At 68.5% G+C, this 19,842-nt stretch carries 18 protein-coding genes; 5 read left to right on the top strand and 13 right to left on the bottom strand.

Translation table 11 applies throughout. The annotated features are described in order from the left end of the window. Positions 1–2 precede the first annotated feature (2 nt). Genes tal through pgl form a run of 5 tightly spaced genes read left to right on the top strand, consistent with a single transcriptional unit; the run spans position 3 to position 6,015 of the window. Positions 3–1,127, top strand: a complete 1,125-nt coding sequence (gene tal / locus AC5RWG_RS01330) for a transaldolase (protein ID WP_494166257.1) — start codon at positions 3–5, stop codon at positions 1,125–1,127. Then, complete coding sequence (locus AC5RWG_RS01325; RefSeq protein ID WP_494166256.1) at positions 1,124–2,737, top strand: phosphoglucose isomerase-related protein; 1,614 nt, start codon at positions 1,124–1,126, stop codon at positions 2,735–2,737. Before tal ends, AC5RWG_RS01325 begins: the two co-directional genes overlap by 4 nt. Beyond that, on the top strand, positions 2,737–4,296 hold the full coding sequence (zwf, locus tag AC5RWG_RS01320) for a glucose-6-phosphate dehydrogenase (protein ID WP_494166255.1): 1,560 nt from the start codon (positions 2,737–2,739) through the stop codon (positions 4,294–4,296). The genes AC5RWG_RS01325 and zwf overlap by 1 nt, the downstream gene beginning before the upstream one ends. A gap of 53 nt (positions 4,297–4,349) precedes the next feature. After that, a complete protein-coding gene (locus AC5RWG_RS01315; RefSeq protein ID WP_494001252.1) occupies positions 4,350–5,234 on the top strand; it encodes a glucose-6-phosphate dehydrogenase assembly protein OpcA in 885 nt (294 codons plus the stop codon). Next, positions 5,224–6,015: a 6-phosphogluconolactonase gene (gene pgl, locus AC5RWG_RS01310; RefSeq protein ID WP_494025879.1), complete on the top strand. Its 792-nt coding sequence runs from the start codon at positions 5,224–5,226 to the stop codon at positions 6,013–6,015. Before AC5RWG_RS01315 ends, pgl begins: the two co-directional genes overlap by 11 nt. Positions 6,016–6,058: 43 nt before the next feature. Here pgl and AC5RWG_RS01305 read toward each other — a convergent pair whose 3' ends face one another. The 13 genes from AC5RWG_RS01305 to uvrA form a co-directional block, all read right to left on the bottom strand. Beyond that, positions 6,059–6,445, bottom strand: a complete 387-nt coding sequence (locus AC5RWG_RS01305) for an RNA polymerase-binding protein RbpA (RefSeq protein WP_493999641.1) — start codon at positions 6,443–6,445, stop codon at positions 6,059–6,061. A gap of 176 nt (positions 6,446–6,621) precedes the next feature. Then, positions 6,622–6,873, bottom strand: a complete 252-nt coding sequence (secG, locus tag AC5RWG_RS01300; RefSeq protein WP_127515609.1) for a preprotein translocase subunit SecG — start codon at positions 6,871–6,873, stop codon at positions 6,622–6,624. Between the two features lie 46 nt (positions 6,874–6,919). After that, positions 6,920–7,735, bottom strand: coding sequence for a triose-phosphate isomerase (gene tpiA, locus AC5RWG_RS01295; protein WP_493999640.1), 816 nt, complete (start codon positions 7,733–7,735; stop codon positions 6,920–6,922). Positions 7,736–7,878: 143 nt separating this feature from the next. Continuing rightward, a complete protein-coding gene (locus AC5RWG_RS01290; RefSeq protein ID WP_494166254.1) occupies positions 7,879–9,117 on the bottom strand; it encodes a phosphoglycerate kinase in 1,239 nt (412 codons plus the stop codon). Positions 9,118–9,152: 35 nt separating this feature from the next. Next, a complete protein-coding gene (gap, locus tag AC5RWG_RS01285) occupies positions 9,153–10,163 on the bottom strand; it encodes a type I glyceraldehyde-3-phosphate dehydrogenase (protein ID WP_494127900.1) in 1,011 nt (336 codons plus the stop codon). A gap of 80 nt (positions 10,164–10,243) precedes the next feature. Continuing rightward, on the bottom strand, positions 10,244–10,438 hold the full coding sequence (locus AC5RWG_RS01280) for a hypothetical protein (RefSeq protein WP_494166253.1): 195 nt from the start codon (positions 10,436–10,438) through the stop codon (positions 10,244–10,246). A 27-nt stretch (positions 10,439–10,465) separates the two neighbouring features. Further along, positions 10,466–11,446, bottom strand: a complete 981-nt coding sequence (gene whiA / locus AC5RWG_RS01275) for a DNA-binding protein WhiA (RefSeq protein ID WP_493987300.1) — start codon at positions 11,444–11,446, stop codon at positions 10,466–10,468. Positions 11,447–11,461: 15 nt separating this feature from the next. After that, positions 11,462–12,502, bottom strand: coding sequence for a gluconeogenesis factor YvcK family protein (locus AC5RWG_RS01270; protein ID WP_493999636.1), 1,041 nt, complete (start codon positions 12,500–12,502; stop codon positions 11,462–11,464). Then, the gene (gene rapZ, locus AC5RWG_RS01265) at positions 12,502–13,416 is read right to left on the bottom strand and encodes an RNase adapter RapZ (RefSeq protein ID WP_493978538.1); all 915 of its coding nucleotides are present in this window, start codon (positions 13,414–13,416) and stop codon (positions 12,502–12,504) included. Before rapZ ends, AC5RWG_RS01270 begins: the two co-directional genes overlap by 1 nt. Positions 13,417–13,452: 36 nt before the next feature. Then, complete coding sequence (uvrC, locus tag AC5RWG_RS01260; protein WP_493999635.1) at positions 13,453–15,462, bottom strand: excinuclease ABC subunit UvrC; 2,010 nt, start codon at positions 15,460–15,462, stop codon at positions 13,453–13,455. 48 nt (positions 15,463–15,510) lie between these two features. Next, positions 15,511–16,176 carry a lysophospholipid acyltransferase family protein gene (locus tag AC5RWG_RS01255; RefSeq protein WP_493999634.1) on the bottom strand — a complete coding sequence of 222 codons (666 nt, stop codon included), beginning with the start codon at positions 16,174–16,176 and terminating at the stop codon, positions 15,511–15,513. Next, complete coding sequence (locus AC5RWG_RS01250) at positions 16,173–16,892, bottom strand: HAD hydrolase-like protein (RefSeq protein ID WP_493999633.1); 720 nt, start codon at positions 16,890–16,892, stop codon at positions 16,173–16,175. Before AC5RWG_RS01250 ends, AC5RWG_RS01255 begins: the two co-directional genes overlap by 4 nt. Positions 16,893–16,969: 77 nt before the next feature. Continuing rightward, a complete protein-coding gene (uvrA, locus tag AC5RWG_RS01245; protein ID WP_494001251.1) occupies positions 16,970–19,816 on the bottom strand; it encodes an excinuclease ABC subunit UvrA in 2,847 nt (948 codons plus the stop codon). Positions 19,817–19,842 lie beyond the last annotated feature (26 nt).

Raw genomic sequence — 19,842 nt, 5'->3', positions numbered from 1 at the left:
CAATGTCCAACCCGAATACCCAGGCACTCTCCGACGCGGGCGTTTCCATCTGGCTCGACGACCTTTCGCGGGAGCGGATCAACTCCGGGACCCTGAAGGCCCTGATCGACGAACGGAACGTGGTGGGCGTCACCACCAACCCCTCCATCTTCGCCGCCGCCCTGCAGGACGGCCGCAGCTACGAAGCGCAGGTCCAGCAACTGGCCGCCGACGGCGCGGACGTGGATACGGCGGTCTTCGCCATCACCACGTCCGACGTGGCCGAGGCCTGCGACCTGTTCTCCCCGCTCGCCGCCGATACGGAGGGGGTCGACGGCCGCGTGTCGATTGAGGTGGATCCGCGGCTGGCCCGTGACGCGCACGGCACGGCCGCCGAGGCGCAGCATCTGCACAAGGCCGTGGGCCGCACCAATGCCTTCATCAAGATCCCGGCCACCAGCGAAGGCCTGGAGGCCATCGCCGAGACCCTCGCGCTCGGCATCAGCGTCAACGTGACGCTGATCTTCTCGCTGCAGCGCTACCGCGAAGTGATCAACGCCTTCATGCTGGGCCTGGAGCAGGCCAAGGAAAACGGCAAGGACCTGTCGACCATCCACTCGGTGGCTTCGTTCTTCGTCTCCCGCGTCGATACCGAGATCGACAAGCGCCTGGACGCCGCCGGGTCCGCGGAGGCGGCCGCGTTGAAGGGCAAGGCCGGCGTCGCCAACGCCCGCCTCGCGTACCAGATCTACGAGGAGCAGTTCGCGACCGAACGCTGGCAGGTGCTGGCCGCTGCCGGCGGCCGGCCGCAGCGGCCGCTGTGGGCCTCCACCGGCGTGAAGAACCCGGACTACCCGGACACCCTGTACGTCACCGAACTGGTGGCCCCGAACGTGGTCAACACCATGCCGGAGCCGACGCTGGAAGCCCTCGCCGACCACGGGAAGGTCGAGGGAGACCGGGTCACCGGCACCTACGCGGAAGCGAACAAGGTGCTGGACGACATCGCGCAGGCCGGAATTTCCTATAACGAGGTGGTGGAACTGCTCGAGGAGGAGGGCCTGGAGAAGTTCGTGGCCAGCTGGCAGCAGTTGCGGGAGACCGTCCAGAACGCCCTCGACTCGGTGCACGGAGCCCGGCAGTCATGAGTTCGCTGGCTTTCGAAGCGTCGGGAGCCGCACTGGCCGCCGTCCGCCGTCATATCGGCACCCTGGTGGAGGACCGCGTCGCGTCCCGCATCGCGACGCAGGACAACACCCTGTGGGGCCCGGAGGCAGAAGCCGAGGCGGCCGTCCGCCTCGGCTGGGTCGATGCGGCGGCGCTGTCCCGGCCGCTGGTTCCGGAGATCCTGGAGCTGCGCAAGGAGCTTGCGGCCGAGGGCGTGACGCGCTTTGTGCTGGCCGGGATGGGCGGCTCCTCGCTGGCGCCCGAAGTGATCGCCAATACCGCCGGCGTGGAGCTCACCGTGCTCGACAGCACGGATCCCCAGCAGGTGGGTGCCGCGCTGGCCGAACGGCTGGCCGACAGCGCCATCATAGTGTCCTCCAAGTCCGGTTCCACGCTGGAAACCGATTCCCAGCGCCGTGTCTTCGAGCAGGCTTTCGCCGACGCCGGGCTGGACGCCGCCTCACGCATCATCGTGGTCACCGATCCCGGCTCCCCGCTGGATGAGGCGGCGCGGGAAGCCGGGTACCGTGCGGTGTTCAACGCCGACCCCAACGTCGGCGGACGGTACTCCGCGCTGACAGCGTTCGGGCTGGTCCCTGCCGGACTGGCCGGCGTGGACATCGAGAGGCTGCTCGACGACGCCGAAGAGGCCGCCGAGGTGCTCTCCGAGGATTCCGCCGACAACATGGCCCTGGCCCTGGGCGCCGCGCTGGCCGGCACGGAGCCGCTGCGCAACAAGGTAGCCATCGCCGACGACGGTTCCGGAATCGTCGGCTTCGCGGACTGGGCCGAGCAGTTGATCGCCGAGTCCACCGGGAAACAGGGAACCGGACTGCTGCCGGTGGTGGTCAACGCCGGCGACCCGGAGACCGTCTCGGGAGCCAAGGATGTGCTGGTGGTCCGGCTGGTCTCCCCCGATCACGAGGTGACGGTCGGAGCCGACGAGGTTGCCGTGGGCGGGAGCCTGGGCAGCCAGCTGCTGCTGTGGGAATACGCCACGGCGGTGGCCGGCCGCCTGCTGGGCATCAACCCCTTCGACCAGCCGGACGTCGAGGCGGCGAAGGCCGCGGCACGCGGACTGCTGGACGAACGCCCGGCAGCGGCGCTGCCCGACTTCACCGACGGCTCCGTCCAGGTGCGCGGCAGCGGCCTGGCCATGGGTGCGTCGCTGGACGACGCGCTGCGTGGCCTGCTGGGCCACCTGGGGCCGGACGGCTACGTGAGCGTGCAGGCCTACCTTGACCGCTTCGGCCAGGCCGAGTTGGAACGCATCCGGCCCCTGCTGGCCGAGGCGACCGGACGGCCCGTCACCTTCGGCTGGGGCCCGCGGTTCCTGCACTCCACCGGGCAGTTCCACAAGGGCGGGCCGGGCATCGGGGTCTACCTGCAGCTGACCGGCGAGGCCGCGACGGACATCCCCATTCCGGGACGCGAGTTCAGCTTCGGCGAACTGATCGATGCCCAGGCCGCCGGCGACGCCAACGTGCTGCGGGAGGGCGGCCGCCCCGTCCTGCGCCTGCATCTGGCGGACCGGGCCGCCGGTGTGCGCCAGGTGATGGACGCGGTGTCCCGACTGGGTGGAAAGCAGTAATGGCCCCTTCCGAACGACGGCGGCGTCCAACCAACCCGCTCCGGGACCCGCGCGACCGCCGGCTCGACCGCATTGCCGGCCCCTGTTCCCTGGTGCTGTTCGGGGTCACCGGAGACCTTGCCCGCAAGAAGCTCATGCCGGCGGTGTACGACCTGGCGAACCGCGGGCTGCTGCCGCCGAGCTTCGCGCTGGTCGGTTTTGCCCGCAGGCCGTGGGACGACGACGAGTTCGCGGCTCAGGTGAAGGAATCCGTGCAGCGGCATGCCCGCACCCCGTTCCGCGAGGACATCTGGACGCACCTGGCGGCGGGCATCCGGTTCGTCCAGGGCGCCTTCGACGACGAGGATGCCTTTGAGCAGCTCCGCGGCACCCTGGAAGAGCTGGACGAGCAGCGCGGGACGCAGGGCAACCACGCCTTCTACCTCTCGATTCCGCCCAAGGCCTTCGAGCAGGTGTGCAAGATGCTCTCCTCGCACGGCCTGGCCCAGGCACCGGAGGAAGTCGACGGCATGCCCTGGCGGCGGGTTGTCATCGAGAAGCCCTTCGGGCATGACCTTCAGTCCGCACGCGAACTGAACAACATCGTCGAATCGGTCTTCCCGCCGGACGCGGTGTTCAGGATCGACCACTATCTGGGCAAGGAGACGGTCCAGAACATCCTGGCCCTGCGCTTCGCCAACCAGCTGTTCGAGCCGCTCTGGAACGCGAACTACGTGGACCACGTGCAGATCACCATGGCGGAAGACATCGGCATCGGCGGCCGCGCAGGCTATTACGACGGCGTCGGGGCGGCGCGCGACGTCATCCAGAACCACCTGCTGCAGTTGCTCGCCCTGACCGCCATGGAGGAACCCATTTCCTTCAACGCCGAGGACCTGCGGACGGAAAAGGAAAAGGTGCTGGCCGCCGTCAAGCTCCCCGAGGACCTGTCGGCCCATTCGGCCCGCGGCCAGTACACCGGCGGGTGGCAGGGCGGTGAGAGAGTGGCCGGGTACCTGGAAGAAGAAGGCTTCAACCCGGACTCGGTCACCGAGACCTATGCCGCGCTGCGGCTGGACATCCACACCCGGCGCTGGGCCGGCGTGCCGTTCTACCTGCGTGCCGGCAAGCGCCTGGGCCGCCGGGTCACGGAGATTGCGGTGGTGTTCAAGCGCGCGCCGAACCTGCTGTTCCCGAACCACCACGAGGACGACTTCGGCCAGAACGCGGTGGTGATCCGTGTCCAGCCGGACGAGGGCGTCACCATGCGCTTCGGGTCCAAGGTGCCCGGCACGCAAATGGAGGTCCGGGACGTCACCATGGACTTCGGCTACGGGCACGCGTTCACCGAGTCCAGTCCGGAGGCCTACGAACGGCTGATCCTGGACGTCCTGCTCGGCGAGCCGCCGCTGTTCCCCCGCCACCAGGAAGTCGAGCTGTCCTGGAAGATCCTGGACCCGTTCGAGGAGTACTGGGCCAACAGCCGTACCCGGCCGGAACCCTACTCCCCCGGCAGCTGGGGACCGGCGTCGGCCGATGAGCTGCTGGCCCGCGACGGACGCACTTGGAGAAGGCCGTGATCAAAGAGCTCAAGGACACCACCACATCGAAGGTCTCCAAGGAAATCGTGGCCATGCGGGAACAAGGCGGCGTTGTGGCCCTGGGGCGCGTGCTGACCCTGGTGGTCGTGACCTCGCTCGGGTACGAAGAAGAGGCCATCTTCGCCGCCAACGCCGCGAGCCGGGAACATCCCTGCCGGATCATCGCCCTGGTCGACGCCGGGTCGGAGGCGGAGACCAAGCTGGATGCCCAAATCCGGGTCGGCGGCGACGCCGGAGCGGCCGAGGTGGTGGTGCTGTACGGCTACGGCCAGCTGGCAGCCGAGAGCGAGTCCCTCGTGGCCGCGCTGCTGCTGCCCGACGCCCCGATCGTCGCCTGGTGGCCGCACGGCATGCCGAAGGATGCTTCGCGCACGTCCATCGGCCGGATTGCGCACCGCCGCATCACGGATTCAGACAAGGAGCCGGACCCGCAGCAGGCGCTGTTCAGCCTGCGCGAGACTTATACCGCCGGCGACACGGACCTGGCCTGGACGCGGCTGACCAGTTGGCGCGTGCAGCTGGCCGCCGTCTTTGACCAGCTGGAACCTGCCCCGGTCACCTCGGTTGCCGTGGAGGGCGCCTCGGACTCCCCCAGCACCGTCCTCTTGGCGGCGTGGCTGACGCTGGCACTGAACGCGCCGGTGACCATCGTGGAGGACACGGCGGGGACCGGCATCAGGGGCGTGCGCATTTCACGGACGACCGGCGACATCCGGATCCTGCGTCCCGGCCCGTCCGTGGCCGAACTGATCATGCCCGGCCTGCCGGTGCAGCGTATTACGCTGCCGCGCCGCCCGCTGGAGGAATGCCTGGCCGAGGAACTGCGCCGGCTGGACCCGGACGAAGTGTTCGGCGAGGTGCTGATACACGGATTGCCCCGAACCAATTTGAGGAGCGTGCGCCGCAGTGACCGCTGAACCACACGTCATCGTCCACCCCGACACCGCCGCCGTCGCCGGCTCGGTGGCCCGGAGGCTGGTGGAGCGCCTGGCGGCGGCCCAAGCCGCCCGCGGCGACGCCACGGTGGTGCTCACCGGCGGCAGCCTGGGCATCAACACCTTGAAGGCGGTAGCCGCCGTCGATACCCCCGCCGGCTTCGATTGGTCCAAGGTGAACATCTGGTGGGGCGACGAGCGGTTCGTCCCCAAGGACAGCCGCGACCGCAACGAACGGCAGGCACGCGAAGCGCTGCTGGACGCGCTCCCCCTGGACCCGGCCCGGGTGCACCCCTTCGGGGCCGCCGGAGAACACGCCGACCCCCACGCGGCCGCCGTGGCCTATTCCGCGGCGCTGCGCCAGGCCGCGGCCGAGGAGGGCACCAGCGGCCCGGTGCCGAGGTTCGACGTGCTGCTGCTGGGCGTCGGGCCGGATGCGCACATCGCCTCGTTGTTCCCCGAGATGGGCGGCATCCGCGAGGAAGAGCGGTCCGTGATCGGCGAGACCGATGCGCCGAAACCACCTCCGGAGCGCGTGTCCCTGACGCTCCCGACGATCAACTCCGCGGACGAAGTCTGGCTGGTGGTGGGCGGCCAGGACAAGGCCGGCGCCGTGGGACTCGCCCTCGCCGGCGCCAACCCGGTGCAGGTTCCCGCCGCCGGTGCCCGCGGGCGCAAACGCACCGTGTGGCTGCTGGACCGGGACGCCGCGTCCAAGCTGCCCGACGCACTGCTGTCCGCGGCCGAGAGAGGCGACGGCTGACAGCAGTTGCTCCGGGCGGCGGCCGGGCCGGCGGGTTCGACCGCTAGCGCGCCTCCCGGCGCCGGCGCCGCAACTTCTCGAGCGCCTGTTCAACCACGGCCTCCGCCTCGTCAGGGCTGCGCCGTTCCTTCGCATACTCCAGATGGCTCTTGTAGGGCTCGTCGCTGCTGCGGGCGTCGGTGACGTACGCGCCCGGTTCCCTGGCCGCCGTCTGGCCGCAGTGCGGGCAGTCCCAGGACGGCGGGATGTCGGCTTCGCTCAGATTGGCGAAGACCGGCGTGGTCTCGTGTCCCTTCGGACACCAATACGTGACGGGAACCTTGGTCACCGGAACTACCGTCCGCCCGGTCACAGCCTGCCAGCCTGCGAGCCCGGCACCCGATTCGGAGCCCACCCGGACCGCGCGGAAAGAATTCGACGGATCAACCATGTTTGCTCCCCCGCTGAGAAGAATCGATGCCCCCTGCATCGGGCACCAGTCTACGGGTCGAACAGCGAAGGGTTAAGGGGTTGGGCCAAGTCGTCGGCCCGCCGGTCCCGGACAGCGGAGCCGGGAGCGGAGCCGGGAGCGGAGCCGGGAGCGGCGCCGGGCCCCGGAAGCGTCGGTCAGGATTCCGCGCTGAAACGCATCATGAGGCCCAGGGCCACGATGACCGTGCCCCAGACCAGCCCGAGGACCACCGTGAACCGGTTGAGGTTGCGCTCCGCGACGCCGGACGATCCCAGGCTGGTGGTCATGCCGCCGCCGAACATGTCGGACATGCCGCCGCCGCGCCCCTTGTGGAGCAGGATGAGCAGGGTCAGCAGCAGGCTCGTGATGCCGAGCAGGATTTGCAGCGTGATCTTCAGAGCTTCCACAGTGGCCTTTCGTCAGCTGTCGGGATATCCCAGTGGCGGGCAGACATCACTTTGTCAGCAGGTGTTGTTCGAACCTGACAATATTAGCAAATTCGCCTGCGTCCAGGCTGGCGCCACCGACCAACACGCCGTCCACGTCGCGCTCGTTCAGGATCGCGGCCGCGTTCGCCGCCTTCACGGAGCCGCCGTAGAGCAACCGCACCCCGGCCGCCACGCTGTCATCGAAGAGGACGGCCATCTCCGCGCGGATGGCGGCGCACATCTCCTGGGCGTCCTCGGGACCGGCCACTTCCCCGGTGCCGATCGCCCACACCGGTTCGTAGGCGATGACCAGTCGGGCGGCCTGACCGGCGTCCAGGCCTGCCACATCGGCCCGCAACTGACCCAGCGTGTGCTCCACATGGTTCCCGGCCTGGCGCACCGCGAGGCCTTCGCCGACGCACAGCACCGGGGTCAGCTTGTGCCGGTAGGCCGCCTTCAGCTTCCCGTTGAGCAACGTGTCGTCCTCGCCGTGGATCTCGCGCCGCTCGGAATGCCCGACCAGCACGTACCGGCAGCCCAGCTTGGCCAGGAACTGCCCGGAGATGTCACCGGTGTAGGCGCCGGCGTCGTGCGGCGAGAGGTCCTGGGCGCCGTAAACCAGCTTCAGATCGTCGCCATTGACCAGCGTCTGCACGCCGCGCAGATCGGTGAACGGCGGGAACACGGCGACCTCGACCCGGGCATAGTCGTGCCGGGCATCGCTGAGCGTCCACGCCAGTTTCTGCAAGAGGGTGATGCCCTGGACATGGTCCATGTTCATCTTCCAGTTGCCGGCGATCAGCGGGGTGCGGTCAAACTTTCCGTTGGTCGAGCTGGTCACTGAGGTCTCCATCTGTCGGGGGCGCCGCGGTGGACGCCGTGCTGAGCGGTGTGGCGGGGCAATCCGGAGGCGCCGCGCGGCGGCGCGGGCCTGGGCGATGCCGGCATCTCCTGCCGCCCGGGGCGGCAGGAGATGCCGCTCGATCAGTTCTCCAGTGCCGCCAGGCCGGGCAGGGTCTTGCCCTCGAGGTATTCGAGGCTGGCGCCGCCGCCGGTGGAAATGTGTCCGAAGGCGCCGTCGTCAAAGCCGAGGGCACGCACGGCGGCGGCGGAATCGCCTCCGCCGACGACGGTGAAGCCGTCGCTGCCGGTGAGGGCCTTGGCGACCGTGCGGGTGCCGTTGGCGAAGGCGGCGAACTCGAACACGCCCATCGGTCCGTTCCAGAAAACGGTGTTCGCCGAGTGGATCTGGTGGGCGAAGGCCTCGGCCGACTCCGGGCCGATGTCCAGGCCGATGCCGGCGGAGCCAAAGGATGCCGACTCGATGCTGTTTGCCGGGACCACTTCCCAGGCCGCATCGGCGGCGAACTTCTCGGCGACCACGATGTCGGTCGGCAGGATGAACGTGCAACCCAGTTCCTTGGCGCGTGCGAGGTAGCCGCGCACGGTGTCCAGTTGGTCCTGCTCCAGCAGGCTGGAGCCGACCTTGTAGCCCTGGGCCGCCAGGAAGGTGAAGACCATGCCGCCGCCGACCAGCAGGTAGTCGGCCTTGCCCAACAGATTCTCGATCACGGCCAGCTTGTCCGAGACCTTGGAACCGCCCAGGACCACCACATACGGCCGCTGCGGCGCCTCGGTGAGCTTGTTCAGGACCTGGAGCTCCGTTCGCACGAGGTCGCCCTGGTAGGCCGGAAGCCGGCGGGCAATGTCGAAGACCGAAGCATGCTTGCGGTGGACGGCACCGAAGGCGTCGTCCACGTAGGCTCCGTCGGCGCCGGTCAGGGCGGCGAGTTCGGCGGCGAAGGCCTCCCGGTCGGCGTCGTCCTTGCTGGTTTCCCGGGGGTCGAACCTCACGTTCTCCACCACCAGCACTTCCCCGTCCTGCAGCCCCGCGGCCGCCTCCCGGGCGGCCGGGCCCACCGTGTCCGCGGCGAACTTGACCGTGACCGGTGCCAGTTCCTTCAGCCGGGCGACGGCGGGGCGCAGCGAGAACTTCTCTTCGGGTGCGCCCTTGGGGCGGCCTAGATGGGCCGTCACGACCACCCGCGCCCCGGCTTCCGCGAGCTTGACGATGACCGGCAGGGACGCCCGGATCCGCCCGTCGTCGGAGACCGCCAGGTCCGGGAGTTCGCCCTCCAGGGGGACATTCAGGTCCGAGCGGACCAACACGTGGCGTCCGCGGACCCCGGCGGCCAGCAGGGCATCAAGAGAATGTGCAGTCATTTCTTCCTTCGTGCGGAGGACGGGACGGGCGGGACCTAGGCCAGCTTTGACGCAATCAGAGCCGTCAGGTCCACCAGGCGGTTGGAGTAGCCCCACTCGTTGTCGTACCAGCCAACAACTTTCACCTGATTACCCATTACCTTAGTCAGTCCCGAGTCGAAGATCGAAGACGCCGGGTCTGTGACGATATCGGAGGATACGATGGGGTCCTCCGTGTACGTGATGATCCCGGCCCAGTGCGGGTCGCCGGCGGCCTCCTTGAACGCCGCGTTAACCTCTTCCACGTCGGTTTCGCGGGACACGGTGACGGTCAGGTCGGTCATCGAGCCCGTCGGCACCGGCACACGCACCGCGAAACCGTCCAACTTGCCCTGCAGTTCCGGCAGGACCTGCCCGATGGCCTTCGCCGCGCCGGTTGATGTCGGCACCAGGTTGATGGCCGCCGCCCGGGCGCGCCGCAAGTCCCGGTGCGGCCCGTCCTGCAGGTTCTGATCGGCGGTGTAGGCGTGGATGGTGGTCATGAGGCCGTGCTCGATGCCGAACTTCTCGTGCAGCACCTTCGCCATGGGCGCGAGGCAGTTCGTGGTGCAGGAGGCGTTCGAAATCAGGTGGTGGGAACCGGCGTCGTACTCGCCGTCATTGACGCCCATCACGATGGTGATGTCCTCGTCCTTGGCCGGAGCCGAGATCAGGACTTTCTTCGCCCCGGCGTCAAGGTGCTTCCGGGCGCCGCCGCCCTTGTTGAACCTGCCGGTGGATTCGATCACGATGTCGACGCCGAGGTCGCTCCACGGCAGCGCGGCGGGTTCCTTTTCGGACAGGACGCTGACCTTCCGGCCGCCGACGATCAGGTTGCCGGCATCCACCTCGACCGTTTCTGCCAGCACGCCGAGCACGCTGTCGTATTTGAGCAGGTGGGCCAGGGTATGCGCATCGGTCAGGTCGTTGACCGCCACGACCTCCAGATCCGTGTCTTGCGCCAGAACGGCGCGGAAGTAGCTGCGGCCGATCCGGCCGAATCCGTTGATTCCAACTCGAGTAGTCATGAGCCTCTACCTCGTGGATGGGCCGTGACCGGAAGGGCTCCCCCGATCCGTGCCATGTTGTTGGCCTGCCGGCCGGGTGGTTAGCGCGGAAGCGCCGGTGCGGGCGGCGGCGAAGCGGGCGGCGACGTCGGCCCGGTGGACGGTACCGGCGCGGGGTCCGCCGCGCCGGCCCCGTAGCTGGCATGCATGAAGTCGTTCAGTTCCATGATCCTCGCCCGGACGCGCGGTTCCAAGGCCGCGCAACCGTGGCCGGGGTGCAGTTCGTGCGTGCCCATGGTTCCCTCCAAACTGACGTGCCGTGCCTAGTCGTCCAGCATCTCCGGCGTCACGTTGGCTTCGGTCCCCGGGATGCGCAGCTCCAGCGCCCGCTTGTCCGCCATGGCCAGCAGGCGGCGGATCCGGCCGGCGATGGCGTCCTTGGTCATCGGCGGGTCCGCCAGGCGCCCGAGCTCGTCCAGGGAGGCCTGCTTGTGCGCCACCCGGAGTTCACCGGCGTAGCGCAGGTGCTCCGGCACCTCGTCGTCGAGGATCTCGAGGGCACGCTCCACGCGCGCGCCCGCCGCGACGGCGGCCTGGGCCGAGCGCCGCAGGTTGGCGTCGTCGAAATTGGCCAGCCGGTTCGCGGTAGCCCGTACTTCCTTGCGCATCCGGCGTTCTTCCCACACCATCAGCGCGTCATGGGCGCCCATCCGGGTCAAGAGCGCCGCGATGCTGTCGCCGTCGCGGATGACAACCCGGTCCACGCCGCGCACCTCCCGGGCCTTGGCCGCGATCCCGAGCCGGCGGGCCGCGCCCACCAGCGCCAGCGCCGCTTCCGGGCCGGGACAGGTGACCTCCAGGGCGGAAGAGCGGCCGGGTTCGGTCAGCGAACCGTGCGCCAGGAAGGCTCCGCGCCAGACCGCCTCGGCATCGGCCGCCGAACCGTTGACGACCACGGAGGGCAGGCCGCGGACCGGCCGGCCGCGGCCGTCCAGCAGGCCGGTCTGCCGGGCGAGGGACTCCCCGTCCTTCACCACGCGCACGACGTAGCGGTTCCCGCGGCGCAGCGCACCGCCGGAGACCACGATGATGTCGCCGCTGTGGCCGTACACTTCCGAGATGGCGGTGCGCAGCCGCCGGGCGGTCGCAGCCAGATCAACTTCGGCCTCGATGACGATGCGGCCGGAAATGATGTGGAGTCCGCCGGCGAAACGGAGCGTCGACGAGACCTCCGCCTTCCGGACCTGGGACTTCTTGATGTCAAGGCGAGCGAGCTCATCCTTGACTGCTGCGGTCAGCGCCATGCACCTTGTCCTTACCTAATCCTTGTGGCCTTCGAAAATGTCGTGGTAGGCACTCGCCAGTCTCAACGGATCGTGTACGGGGCGTCCGCCTGAACTTCCTACTCTACCGAAGACCACGCGTGCTCCCAGCGCGGCCGCGGCATCCTCGAAACGCCCCTTGTCGTCAATCACGGCCGGATCGGCCAAGACCACGTCGAAACGCATCCCGGGGGCGCAGCGCCTCACCGCGGCCAGGTGGTCCGAGGCCGTCATCCCGGACGTTTCCTTGGTGTCCACCGACAGGTTCATGGTCAGGCAGCGGCGCGCCGGGGTGTCGCAGAGCGCCTCGCGCATCTCCTTCAGCATCAGGTGCGGCAACACCGAGGTGTACCAGGAGCCGGGCCCGAGGATCACCCAGTCGGCATATTCGACGGCGTTCAGTGCCTCGACGCAGGCCGGGGCGTCGTCGGGCAGCAGGCGCACGTCGTGGACGTGGCTGTTGCGTCCGGCCGCCGCCAACCGCGACTGGCCGGAGATCAGCGCGGTGCGCAGCCGCCCGTCCTCGCCCTCCACCAGCACGTCGCCCTCGATGGTCAGCGGCACGGTGGCCATCGGCAGCACCTCCCCGCGGGCCCCCAGCAGGGCGCCGGCCCACTTCAGGCCGGCAACGGGGTCGCCGAGCAGCTCCCACAGGGTCACAATCAGCAGGTTTCCGAGGGCGTGGTTGTCCAGCGACGGCTCGGCGCCCGGGGATGACTTGAAGCGATGCTGCATCACATCGCGCCAGGTCCGCCCCCAGTCGGTGTCATCGCACAGCGCCGCGAGGGCCATCCGCAAATCTCCCGGCGGGAGGACGCCGAACTCCTTGCGCAGGCGGCCGGAGGATCCGCCGTCGTCAGCCACCGTGACGATGGCCGTCAGTTCCGTAGTGAGCAGCCGCAGCGCGCCCAGCGAGGCAGAGAGCCCGTGCCCGCCGCCCAAAGCCACCACGGAGGGAGGCGCACCGCTCTTCCCGGTCCGGCTGCGGGAGGTCCCCGGGGCGGGAACCAGCGGCATCGGTCCGGTCAGGATCGCCACTATTCGCGCCCCAGGTCCCGGTGCTGGACGGTGACTTTGACGCTCGGCAGCTGGGCCAGCCGCTTCCCGATTTCCTCGGCGACCGCCACGGAGCGGTGCTTGCCGCCGGTACACCCGATGGCGATGGTGCCGTAGTGCTTGTTCTCGCGGCGGTAGCCCTCCAGCACCGGCTCCAGCGCGTCCACATAGCGGTTGACGAATTCATCAGCCCCGGAGTCCACCAGCACGTAGTCGCGGACCTTCTCGTCCAGCCCGGTGTGCGGGCGCAGCGCGGGGACCCAGTGCGGGTTGGGAATGAAGCGGGCGTCGGCGACGAAGTTGGCGTCCACCGGCAGCCCGTATTTGAAGCCGAAGCTGACCACGTTGATGCGCAGCACGATCGGACCGGATTCGGTGAAGAGTTCCGTGATGGCAGTGGCCAGGGCGTGGACGTTCATCTCGGTGGTATCCACCACCAGGTCGGCCGAGTCCTTGAGGCTGCTCAACAGTTCCCGTTCGGCGGTGATGCCGTCGGATATGCGGCCGTCACCCTGCAGCGGGTGCGGCCGGCGGCCCTGTTCGAAGCGGCGGACCAGGACGTCCCCGGAGGCGTCCAGGAACAGCACCCGGTAGTGGATGCCGCTGGCCGCCAGGGCATGCAGCGCCTCACGGATGTCGCGGAAGAGGCTCTGGCTGCGCACGTCTACGACCACGGCAAGCTTGGGCAGCGACTGCGGCATCCGCGAAACCAGTTCGGCCAACGTGCCCAGCATCTGCGGCGGCAGGTTGTCCACCACGTACCAGCCGTGGTCTTCGAGGGCATGCGCCGCCGTGGTCCGGCCGGCCCCGGACATGCCGGTGACCACCAGGAGTTCGGATTCCACCGGCTTTTCCGGCGTCAAGTCCTCATCCACCGTCATCGTCATTCCATCCATCCCGACCCCCGCTCCTCGATTCAAGCTCTAGCCTAACTAAGATTCGATGATTTCGCCGGTCGCCATATTTACCGCCGGCGCGGGCTCCTCCGCGGCACCGGCAGCCAGCTGGCGCTTCAAGGAAGCCGCCAGCGCCGGGCCGATGCCCGGAACCTGCTGCAGCTCTTCGGCGCTGGCCGCCTTGAGTTTCTTGGCCGAGCCGAAATGTTTCAGCAGCGCCTTGCGTTTCGCCGGCCCGAGGCCCTGGATGCCGTCCAGCACCGAGACGGTCATGGCCTTGCCGCGCTTCTGCCGGTGGTAGGCAATCGCGAAACGGTGGGCCTCGTCGCGGATCCGCTGCAGCAGGAACAGGCCCTCGGACGAACGCGGCAGGATCACGGGGAAATCGTCGTCGGGCAGCCAAACTTCCTCCAGCCGCTTGGCCAGGCCGACCACGAACACGTCGGTAATACCCAGGTCCGACAGCGCGCGGGAAGCGGCGGCCACCTGGGGCGGCCCGCCGTCCACCACCACCAGGTTGGGCGGATAGGCGAACTTGGTTTTGGGCGCCGGCGTGAGCGTCTCTTCAAGCACGACGGCGGTGTCCGCGCCGTCCCCGGCAGGGGTTTCGCCTGCATCGGCGGCCGCCGGGATGCCCTGGTGGCCTTGTTCCGCCAGATAGTTCCGGAAGCGCCGGCTGATCACGTCATACATCGCCGAGGTGTCGTCCCGGGCGGCCTCGCCGGTGATCGCGAAGCGGCGGTAGTCGGACTTCTTGGGCAGCCCGTCTTCCACCACCACCATGGAGGCCACCACGTTGGTGCCCTGCACGTGGGAGATGTCGTAGCATTCGATCCGCAGCAGCGCCACGGGCAGATCCAGTGCCTCCTGCAACTGCTGGAGGCCGGCCGAGCGCGTGGTAATGTCGCCGGCGCGCCGGCTCTTGTGCAGGGCCAGGGCCTGCTCGGCGTTCTCCCTCACGGTGGCCAGCAGGGCAGCCTTGTCACCGCGTTTCGGCACGTGGATCTGCACCCTGCTGCCGCGGAGTGCGCTGAGCCAGGCCTGCAGTTCGGCGGCATTCTCCGGTTCCTGCGGCAGCATGACCTGGCGCGGGATCCGGTCCGGCCCGTCGGCGTCCCCGTAAACCTGCTGCAACAGGTGTTCGGCCAGGTCGGCGTCGCTCTGGTCCTCGACCTTTTCCACCACCCAGCCGCGCTGGCCGCGGATCCTGCCGCCGCGGACGTGGAACACCTGGACGGCCGCCTCCAGTTCGTCCTGGGCCAGGGCGAACACGTCGGCGTCGGTGTCTTCAGTGAGCACCACGGCATTGCGTTCGAAGACCCGGCGCAGCGCGGCGATGTCGTCCCGGTGACGCGCCGCCGTCTCGTAGTCGAGTTCGGCCACCGCCGCGGCCATCTTCTTTTCGAGGTCCCGGATAAACCGGTCGGCTTCCCCGCCCATGAACGCGCAAAACTCGGCGGCCAGGGCCTTGTGGTCCTCGGGCGAAATCCGTCCCACACAAGGCGCCGAGCACTTGTCGATGTAGCCCAGCAGGCACGGCCGGCCGGTGCGCTGGGCCCGGTTGAAGACGCCGGTGCTGCAGGTGCGGACCGGGAAAACCCGCAGCAGGGTGTCCACGGTCTCGCGGATCGCTTTGGCCGGGTAGTACGGACCGAAGTACTTCACGCCCTTGCGCCGCTCGCCGCGCATCACCTGCACGCGCGGGAACTTCTCCCCCATGGTCACGGCCAGGTAGGGATAGGACTTGTCGTCCCGGAACATGATGTTGAAGCGCGGTGTGAACTCTTTGATCCACGTGTACTCGAGCTGGATGGCCTCCAGTTCGCTGCCCACGATCGTCCACTCCACCGAAGCCGCCGTGTGCACCATCGCATGGGTCTTGGGCGGCAGGTTCTTGGGGCTGGCGAAGTAACTGTTGAGCCGGGACCGCAGGTTCTTCGCCTTGCCGACGTAGATCACCCGCCGGTGCTCGTCCCGGAAGCGGTAGACGCCGGGATTGGTCGGGATCTCCCCCGTCCGCGGACGGTAGGAAGCAGGATTAGCCATGGCCGGTCACTCCCTTCCTCGCCTGGGCCCTGGGTGCCGTCCGGCCGGTCAAGCCGACGGCGTCTTGTTGTAGCTGTTCGAGCGTTCCTGGCCGGTCAGGTCGGCGATCGCGTCCATGATCTGGTCGGTGGCCGACCGGCGCGCCGGCAACGAGTGCTCCGGCCCGGTCCGCTTGAAGTACAGCGGCTTGCCGATCCGGACCGTGAAATGGCTCGGCCGGATCATCATCCTCCCGGCGGGCTGCAGCTGTTCGGTGCCGATCAGCCCGACCGGCAGCACCGGCGCCCCGGTCGTGAGGGCCAGCCACCCCACGCCGGTGCGGCCCCGGTAGAGCTTGCCGTCACGGGACCGTGTTCCTTCAGGATAAATCCCGAAAGCCTCGTTGCGGTCCAGTACGTCCAGGGCGCTCTGCAGCGCGGCCACGCTGGCGGCCTGTTCGCCCCGCTCCACCGGTATCGAGCCGACGCTGTGAAAAAACCACCGCATCGCAGCACCCTTGGGACCGCGGGTGGTGAAGTATTCGGCTTTGGCGAAAAAGGCCACCTTCCGCGGCATCATCGCCTGGATGATGACGCTGTCGAGGAAGGACAGGTGGTTCGGTGCCACAATCACCGGGCCGGTCGCGGGAAAGTTCGCGATGCCTTCAATCGTCGGCCGGCAGCTGAGCCGCAACCCGGCCCGGAACGAGGCGCGGGTCGCTTCGAACGTCCTCATGCGGCCGGTCCGGGGCGTCCGGCCAGGGCGCCCTCGGGCTCGGCGGCGGTCAGCCGCCCAATAGCGGCCTCAAGTTCTTCGGCGGTATCCACGACGACGACGGCGCCGGCGGCTTCCAGCTCCCCGGGGGCTGCGAAGCCCCAGCCGACCCCGACGGCGGGGATGCCGAGCCGGAGCGCAGCGGCCGCGTCGTAGAGCCGGTCGCCCACCATGACCACCGGGCCGCACGCGTCGCTGAAAGCGTCCAGCGCGGCCTGCAGGATCGGCACCTTGCCCAGCCCGGGTTCCGCCGGGGCGGGATCGTCACCCTCGGCTCCGTAAATTCCCGCAAAGTACTGCTCCAGGCCCTGCAGCCGCAGCAGCTCCCGCGCCAACCCGGTCGGCTTCTGCGTGGCGACGGCGAGGATAGCGCCGGTGGAGAGGAGCCGCTCCAGCAGGCCGGTGATGCCCGGGTACACGCGGCTGGCCGCCATGCCGGACCGGCGGTAGCCCGCCCTGTACAAGGCGATCACCTCGCCGAGCCGGTGCTCCGGGACGCCGGCGCCGCGCAGAGATTCACCCAGCGGCGGCCCGACCAGGGATTCGAGTTCTTCCTGCGGCGGGACCGGCAGGCCGGCCGCCGCGAGGGCGCCGGCTATTCCGGTGGTGATGGCACCTGCGGGGTCAACCAGGGTTCCGTCGAGGTCGAAAAGTACCAGCGCAGGCAATTGAGTCACCCGGGCATTTTCCCACAGATCCGCGGATCCGCCGGAATCCATTCCTGCTCGGGAATACCTTCTTCCCTCCGGCAGGCTCACTGCTGGCCGAGCGCCTCCGCCAGGAAGCGCCCGGTGTGGCTGCCCTCGACTGCCGCCACCTGCTCGGGAGTGCCGCTGGCGATGATCTGGCCGCCGCCGGAACCGCCCTCGGGCCCCATGTCCACAACCCAGTCGGCGCTCTTGATCACGTCGAGGTTGTGCTCGATGGTGATCACCGTGTTGCCCTTGTCCACCAGCCCCTGCAGCACCTGCAGGAGCTTGCGGATGTCTTCAAAGTGCAGGCCGGTGGTCGGCTCATCCAGCACGTAGATGCTTCGCCCGTTCGAGCGGCGCTGCAGTTCGCTGGCGAGCTTGACGCGCTGGGCTTCCCCGCCCGACAGCGTGGTGGCGGGCTGTCCGAGCCGGACGTACCCCAGCCCGACGTCCACCAGGGTCCGCAAGTGGCGGGCGATCGGGGTGAACGCGGCAAAGAATTCCGCTGCTTCCTCGATCGGCATGTCCAGGACTTCGGCAATCGTCTTGCCCTTGTAGTGGACTTCCAGCGTCTCGCGGTTGTACCGCGCGCCGTGGCAGACCTCGCACGGAACGTAGACGTCCGGCAGGAAGTTCATCTCGATCTTCAGCGTGCCGTCGCCGGAGCAGGCCTCGCAGCGCCCGCCCTTGACGTTGAACGAGAACCGGCCGGGCAGGTAGCCCCGGAGCTTCGCCTCGTTGGTCTCGGCGAACAGTTTGCGGATGTTGTCGAAGACTCCGGTGTAGGTGGCGGGGTTGGAGCGTGGCGTGCGGCCGATCGGGCTCTGGTCGACGTGGATGACCTTGTCCAGCTGGTCCACGCCTTCCACCCTGGTGTGCCGGCCGGCGACATGCTTGGCTCCGTTGAGCTTGTTCGCCAGCACCTTGTAGAGAATGTCGTTGACCAGGGTCGATTTTCCGGAGCCGCTGACGCCGGTGACCGCGGTGAAGATTCCCAGCGGGAACGAGGCATCGATGCCGCGGAGATTGTTTTCCCGGGCACCCACCACCTTGATCTGGCGCTTCTTGTCCATCTTCCGGCGCTTGGCCGGCAGTTCGATGCGGCGCCGGCCGGACAGGTAGTCACCGGTGATGGAACGCGTGTTGTCCAGCAGTTCCTGCAGCGAGCCGGAGTGCACCACTTCGCCGCCGTGCTCGCCGGCGCCCGGTCCGATGTCCACTATCCAGTCGGCCTCGGCGATGGTGTCCTCGTCGTGTTCCACCACTATCAGGGTGTTGCCGAGGTCGCGCAGCCGTGTGAGGGTCTCGATCAAACGGCGGTTGTCCCGCTGGTGCAGGCCGATGGAGGGCTCGTCGAGCACGTAGAGCACGCCGACCAGGCCGGAGCCGATCTGCGTGGCCAGCCGGATGCGCTGGGCCTCCCCGCCGGACAACGTGCCGGCGGCGCGCTCCAGGTTCAGGTATTCCAGGCCCACGTCCAGGAGGAACCGCAGCCGCGCCTGGATCTCGATGAGTACCTGGTGGGCGATCTGGGTTTCGCGGGCCGAGAGCTCCAGGCCCGCGAGGAACGAACTCGCCTCGCGCAGCGGCAGGGCAGACACATCCGCGATGGACTTGCCGTTGATCAGCACGGACAGCGACGCGGGGTTCAGCCGCGCGCCGTTGCACTCCGGGCACGGGACCTCGCGCATGTACTCCTTGTAACGGTCCCTCGCCCACTCGGACTCGGTTTCCTCGTGCTTTCGGTGGATGTACTGGAACGCGCCCTCGAATCCGGTGCTGTATTTCCGTTCCCGGCCGAAGCGGTTGCGGTACTGCACCACGACCTTGAAGTCCTTGCCGTGCAGTACGGCCTCCCGGACCTTCTTCGGCAGGTTCTTCCATGGCTCGTCCATGGAGAACCCCAGCTCATGCGAGAGCCCTTCGAGCAACCGCGTCCAGTACTCCTGGGTGGCTTTGCCCAAGGACCACGGGGCAATGGCGCCCTCGGACAGGCTCCGGTCGGGATCCGGGACCACCAGGTCCACATCTACTTCGAGCTTGCTGCCGATACCGGTACAGGCCGGACAGGCGCCGAACGGATTGTTGAACGAGAACGAGCGCGGCTCGATCTCGTCGATGGCGAGCGGGTGTTCGTTCGGGCAGGCCAGGTGCTCGGAGAAGCTACGCGTACGGCCCGGGTCGTCCTCGTCAATGTCGACGAAATCGGCCAGCACGCGGCCCTCCGCGAGGGCCAGGGCGGTTTCCACCGAGTCGGTCAGGCGCTGGTGGATGCCTTCCTTGGCCACCAGCCGGTCCACCACCACCTCAATGGTGTGCTTGTACTGCTTCCCCAGCTTCGGCGGTTCGCTTAGCTGCACCTGCTTGCCGTCCACCTTTGCGCGGGAAAAGCCCTTGGTGCTCAGTTCCTTGAACAGGTCGACGAACTCGCCCTTGCGCCCGCGCACTACCGGGGCCAGGATCTGGAACCGGGTCCCTTCGGGAAGCTCTTGCAGCTGGTCCACGATTTGCTGCGGGGTCTGCTTTTCCACCGGTTCACCGCACTGCGGGCAAAAGGGGCGGCCGACGCGGGCCCACAGCAGGCGCAGGTAGTCGTAGATCTCGGTGATTGTTCCCACGGTGGAGCGCGGGTTGCGGCTGGTCGATTTCTGGTCGATCGAGACCGCCGGCGACAGGCCCTCGATGAAGTCCACATCCGGCTTGTCCACCTGCCCCAAGAACATCCGCGCATAGGAAGAGAGCGATTCCACGTACCGGCGCTGGCCCTCGGCGAAGATCGTATCGAAGGCCAACGACGACTTGCCCGAGCCGGACAGGCCCGTGAAGACGATCATGGCGTCGCGGGGCAGGTCCACGCTGACGTTCTGCAGATTATGCTCGCGGGCGCCCTTGACGACCAGCCGGGACATATCCGCGGAGCGGGAAACGGAGGTGG

The sequence above is a fragment of the Arthrobacter sp. Y3221160 genome (assembly GCF_059092585.1).
The sequence above is the reverse complement of the archived record's forward strand: the minus strand, read 5'-3'. Positions and strand labels throughout refer to the sequence as shown.

What these genes read in the sequence shown, in the direction of transcription:
- tal (WP_494166257.1), top strand. Translation starts at nt 3, where the DNA reads ATGTCCAACCCGAATACCCAGGCACTCTCCGACGCGGGCGTTTCCATC.
- AC5RWG_RS01325 (WP_494166256.1), top strand. Translation starts at nt 1,124, where the DNA reads ATGAGTTCGCTGGCTTTCGAAGCGTCGGGAGCCGCACTGGCCGCCGTC.
- zwf (WP_494166255.1), top strand. Translation starts at nt 2,737, where the DNA reads ATGGCCCCTTCCGAACGACGGCGGCGTCCAACCAACCCGCTCCGGGAC.
- AC5RWG_RS01315 (WP_494001252.1), top strand. Translation starts at nt 4,350, where the DNA reads ATGCGGGAACAAGGCGGCGTTGTGGCCCTGGGGCGCGTGCTGACCCTG.
- AC5RWG_RS01305 (WP_493999641.1), bottom strand. Translation starts at nt 6,445, where the DNA reads ATGGTTGATCCGTCGAATTCTTTCCGCGCGGTCCGGGTGGGCTCCGAA.
- AC5RWG_RS01290 (WP_494166254.1), bottom strand. Translation starts at nt 9,117, where the DNA reads ATGACTGCACATTCTCTTGATGCCCTGCTGGCCGCCGGGGTCCGCGGA.
- gap (WP_494127900.1), bottom strand. Translation starts at nt 10,163, where the DNA reads ATGACTACTCGAGTTGGAATCAACGGATTCGGCCGGATCGGCCGCAGC.
- AC5RWG_RS01280 (WP_494166253.1), bottom strand. Translation starts at nt 10,438, where the DNA reads ATGGGCACGCACGAACTGCACCCCGGCCACGGTTGCGCGGCCTTGGAA.
- whiA (WP_493987300.1), bottom strand. Translation starts at nt 11,446, where the DNA reads ATGGCGCTGACCGCAGCAGTCAAGGATGAGCTCGCTCGCCTTGACATC.
- rapZ (WP_493978538.1), bottom strand. Translation starts at nt 13,416, where the DNA reads ATGGATGGAATGACGATGACGGTGGATGAGGACTTGACGCCGGAAAAG.
- uvrC (WP_493999635.1), bottom strand. Translation starts at nt 15,462, where the DNA reads ATGGCTAATCCTGCTTCCTACCGTCCGCGGACGGGGGAGATCCCGACC.
- AC5RWG_RS01255 (WP_493999634.1), bottom strand. Translation starts at nt 16,176, where the DNA reads ATGAGGACGTTCGAAGCGACCCGCGCCTCGTTCCGGGCCGGGTTGCGG.
- uvrA (WP_494001251.1), bottom strand. Translation starts at nt 19,816, where the DNA reads ATGTCCCGGCTGGTCGTCAAGGGCGCCCGCGAGCATAATCTGCAGAAC.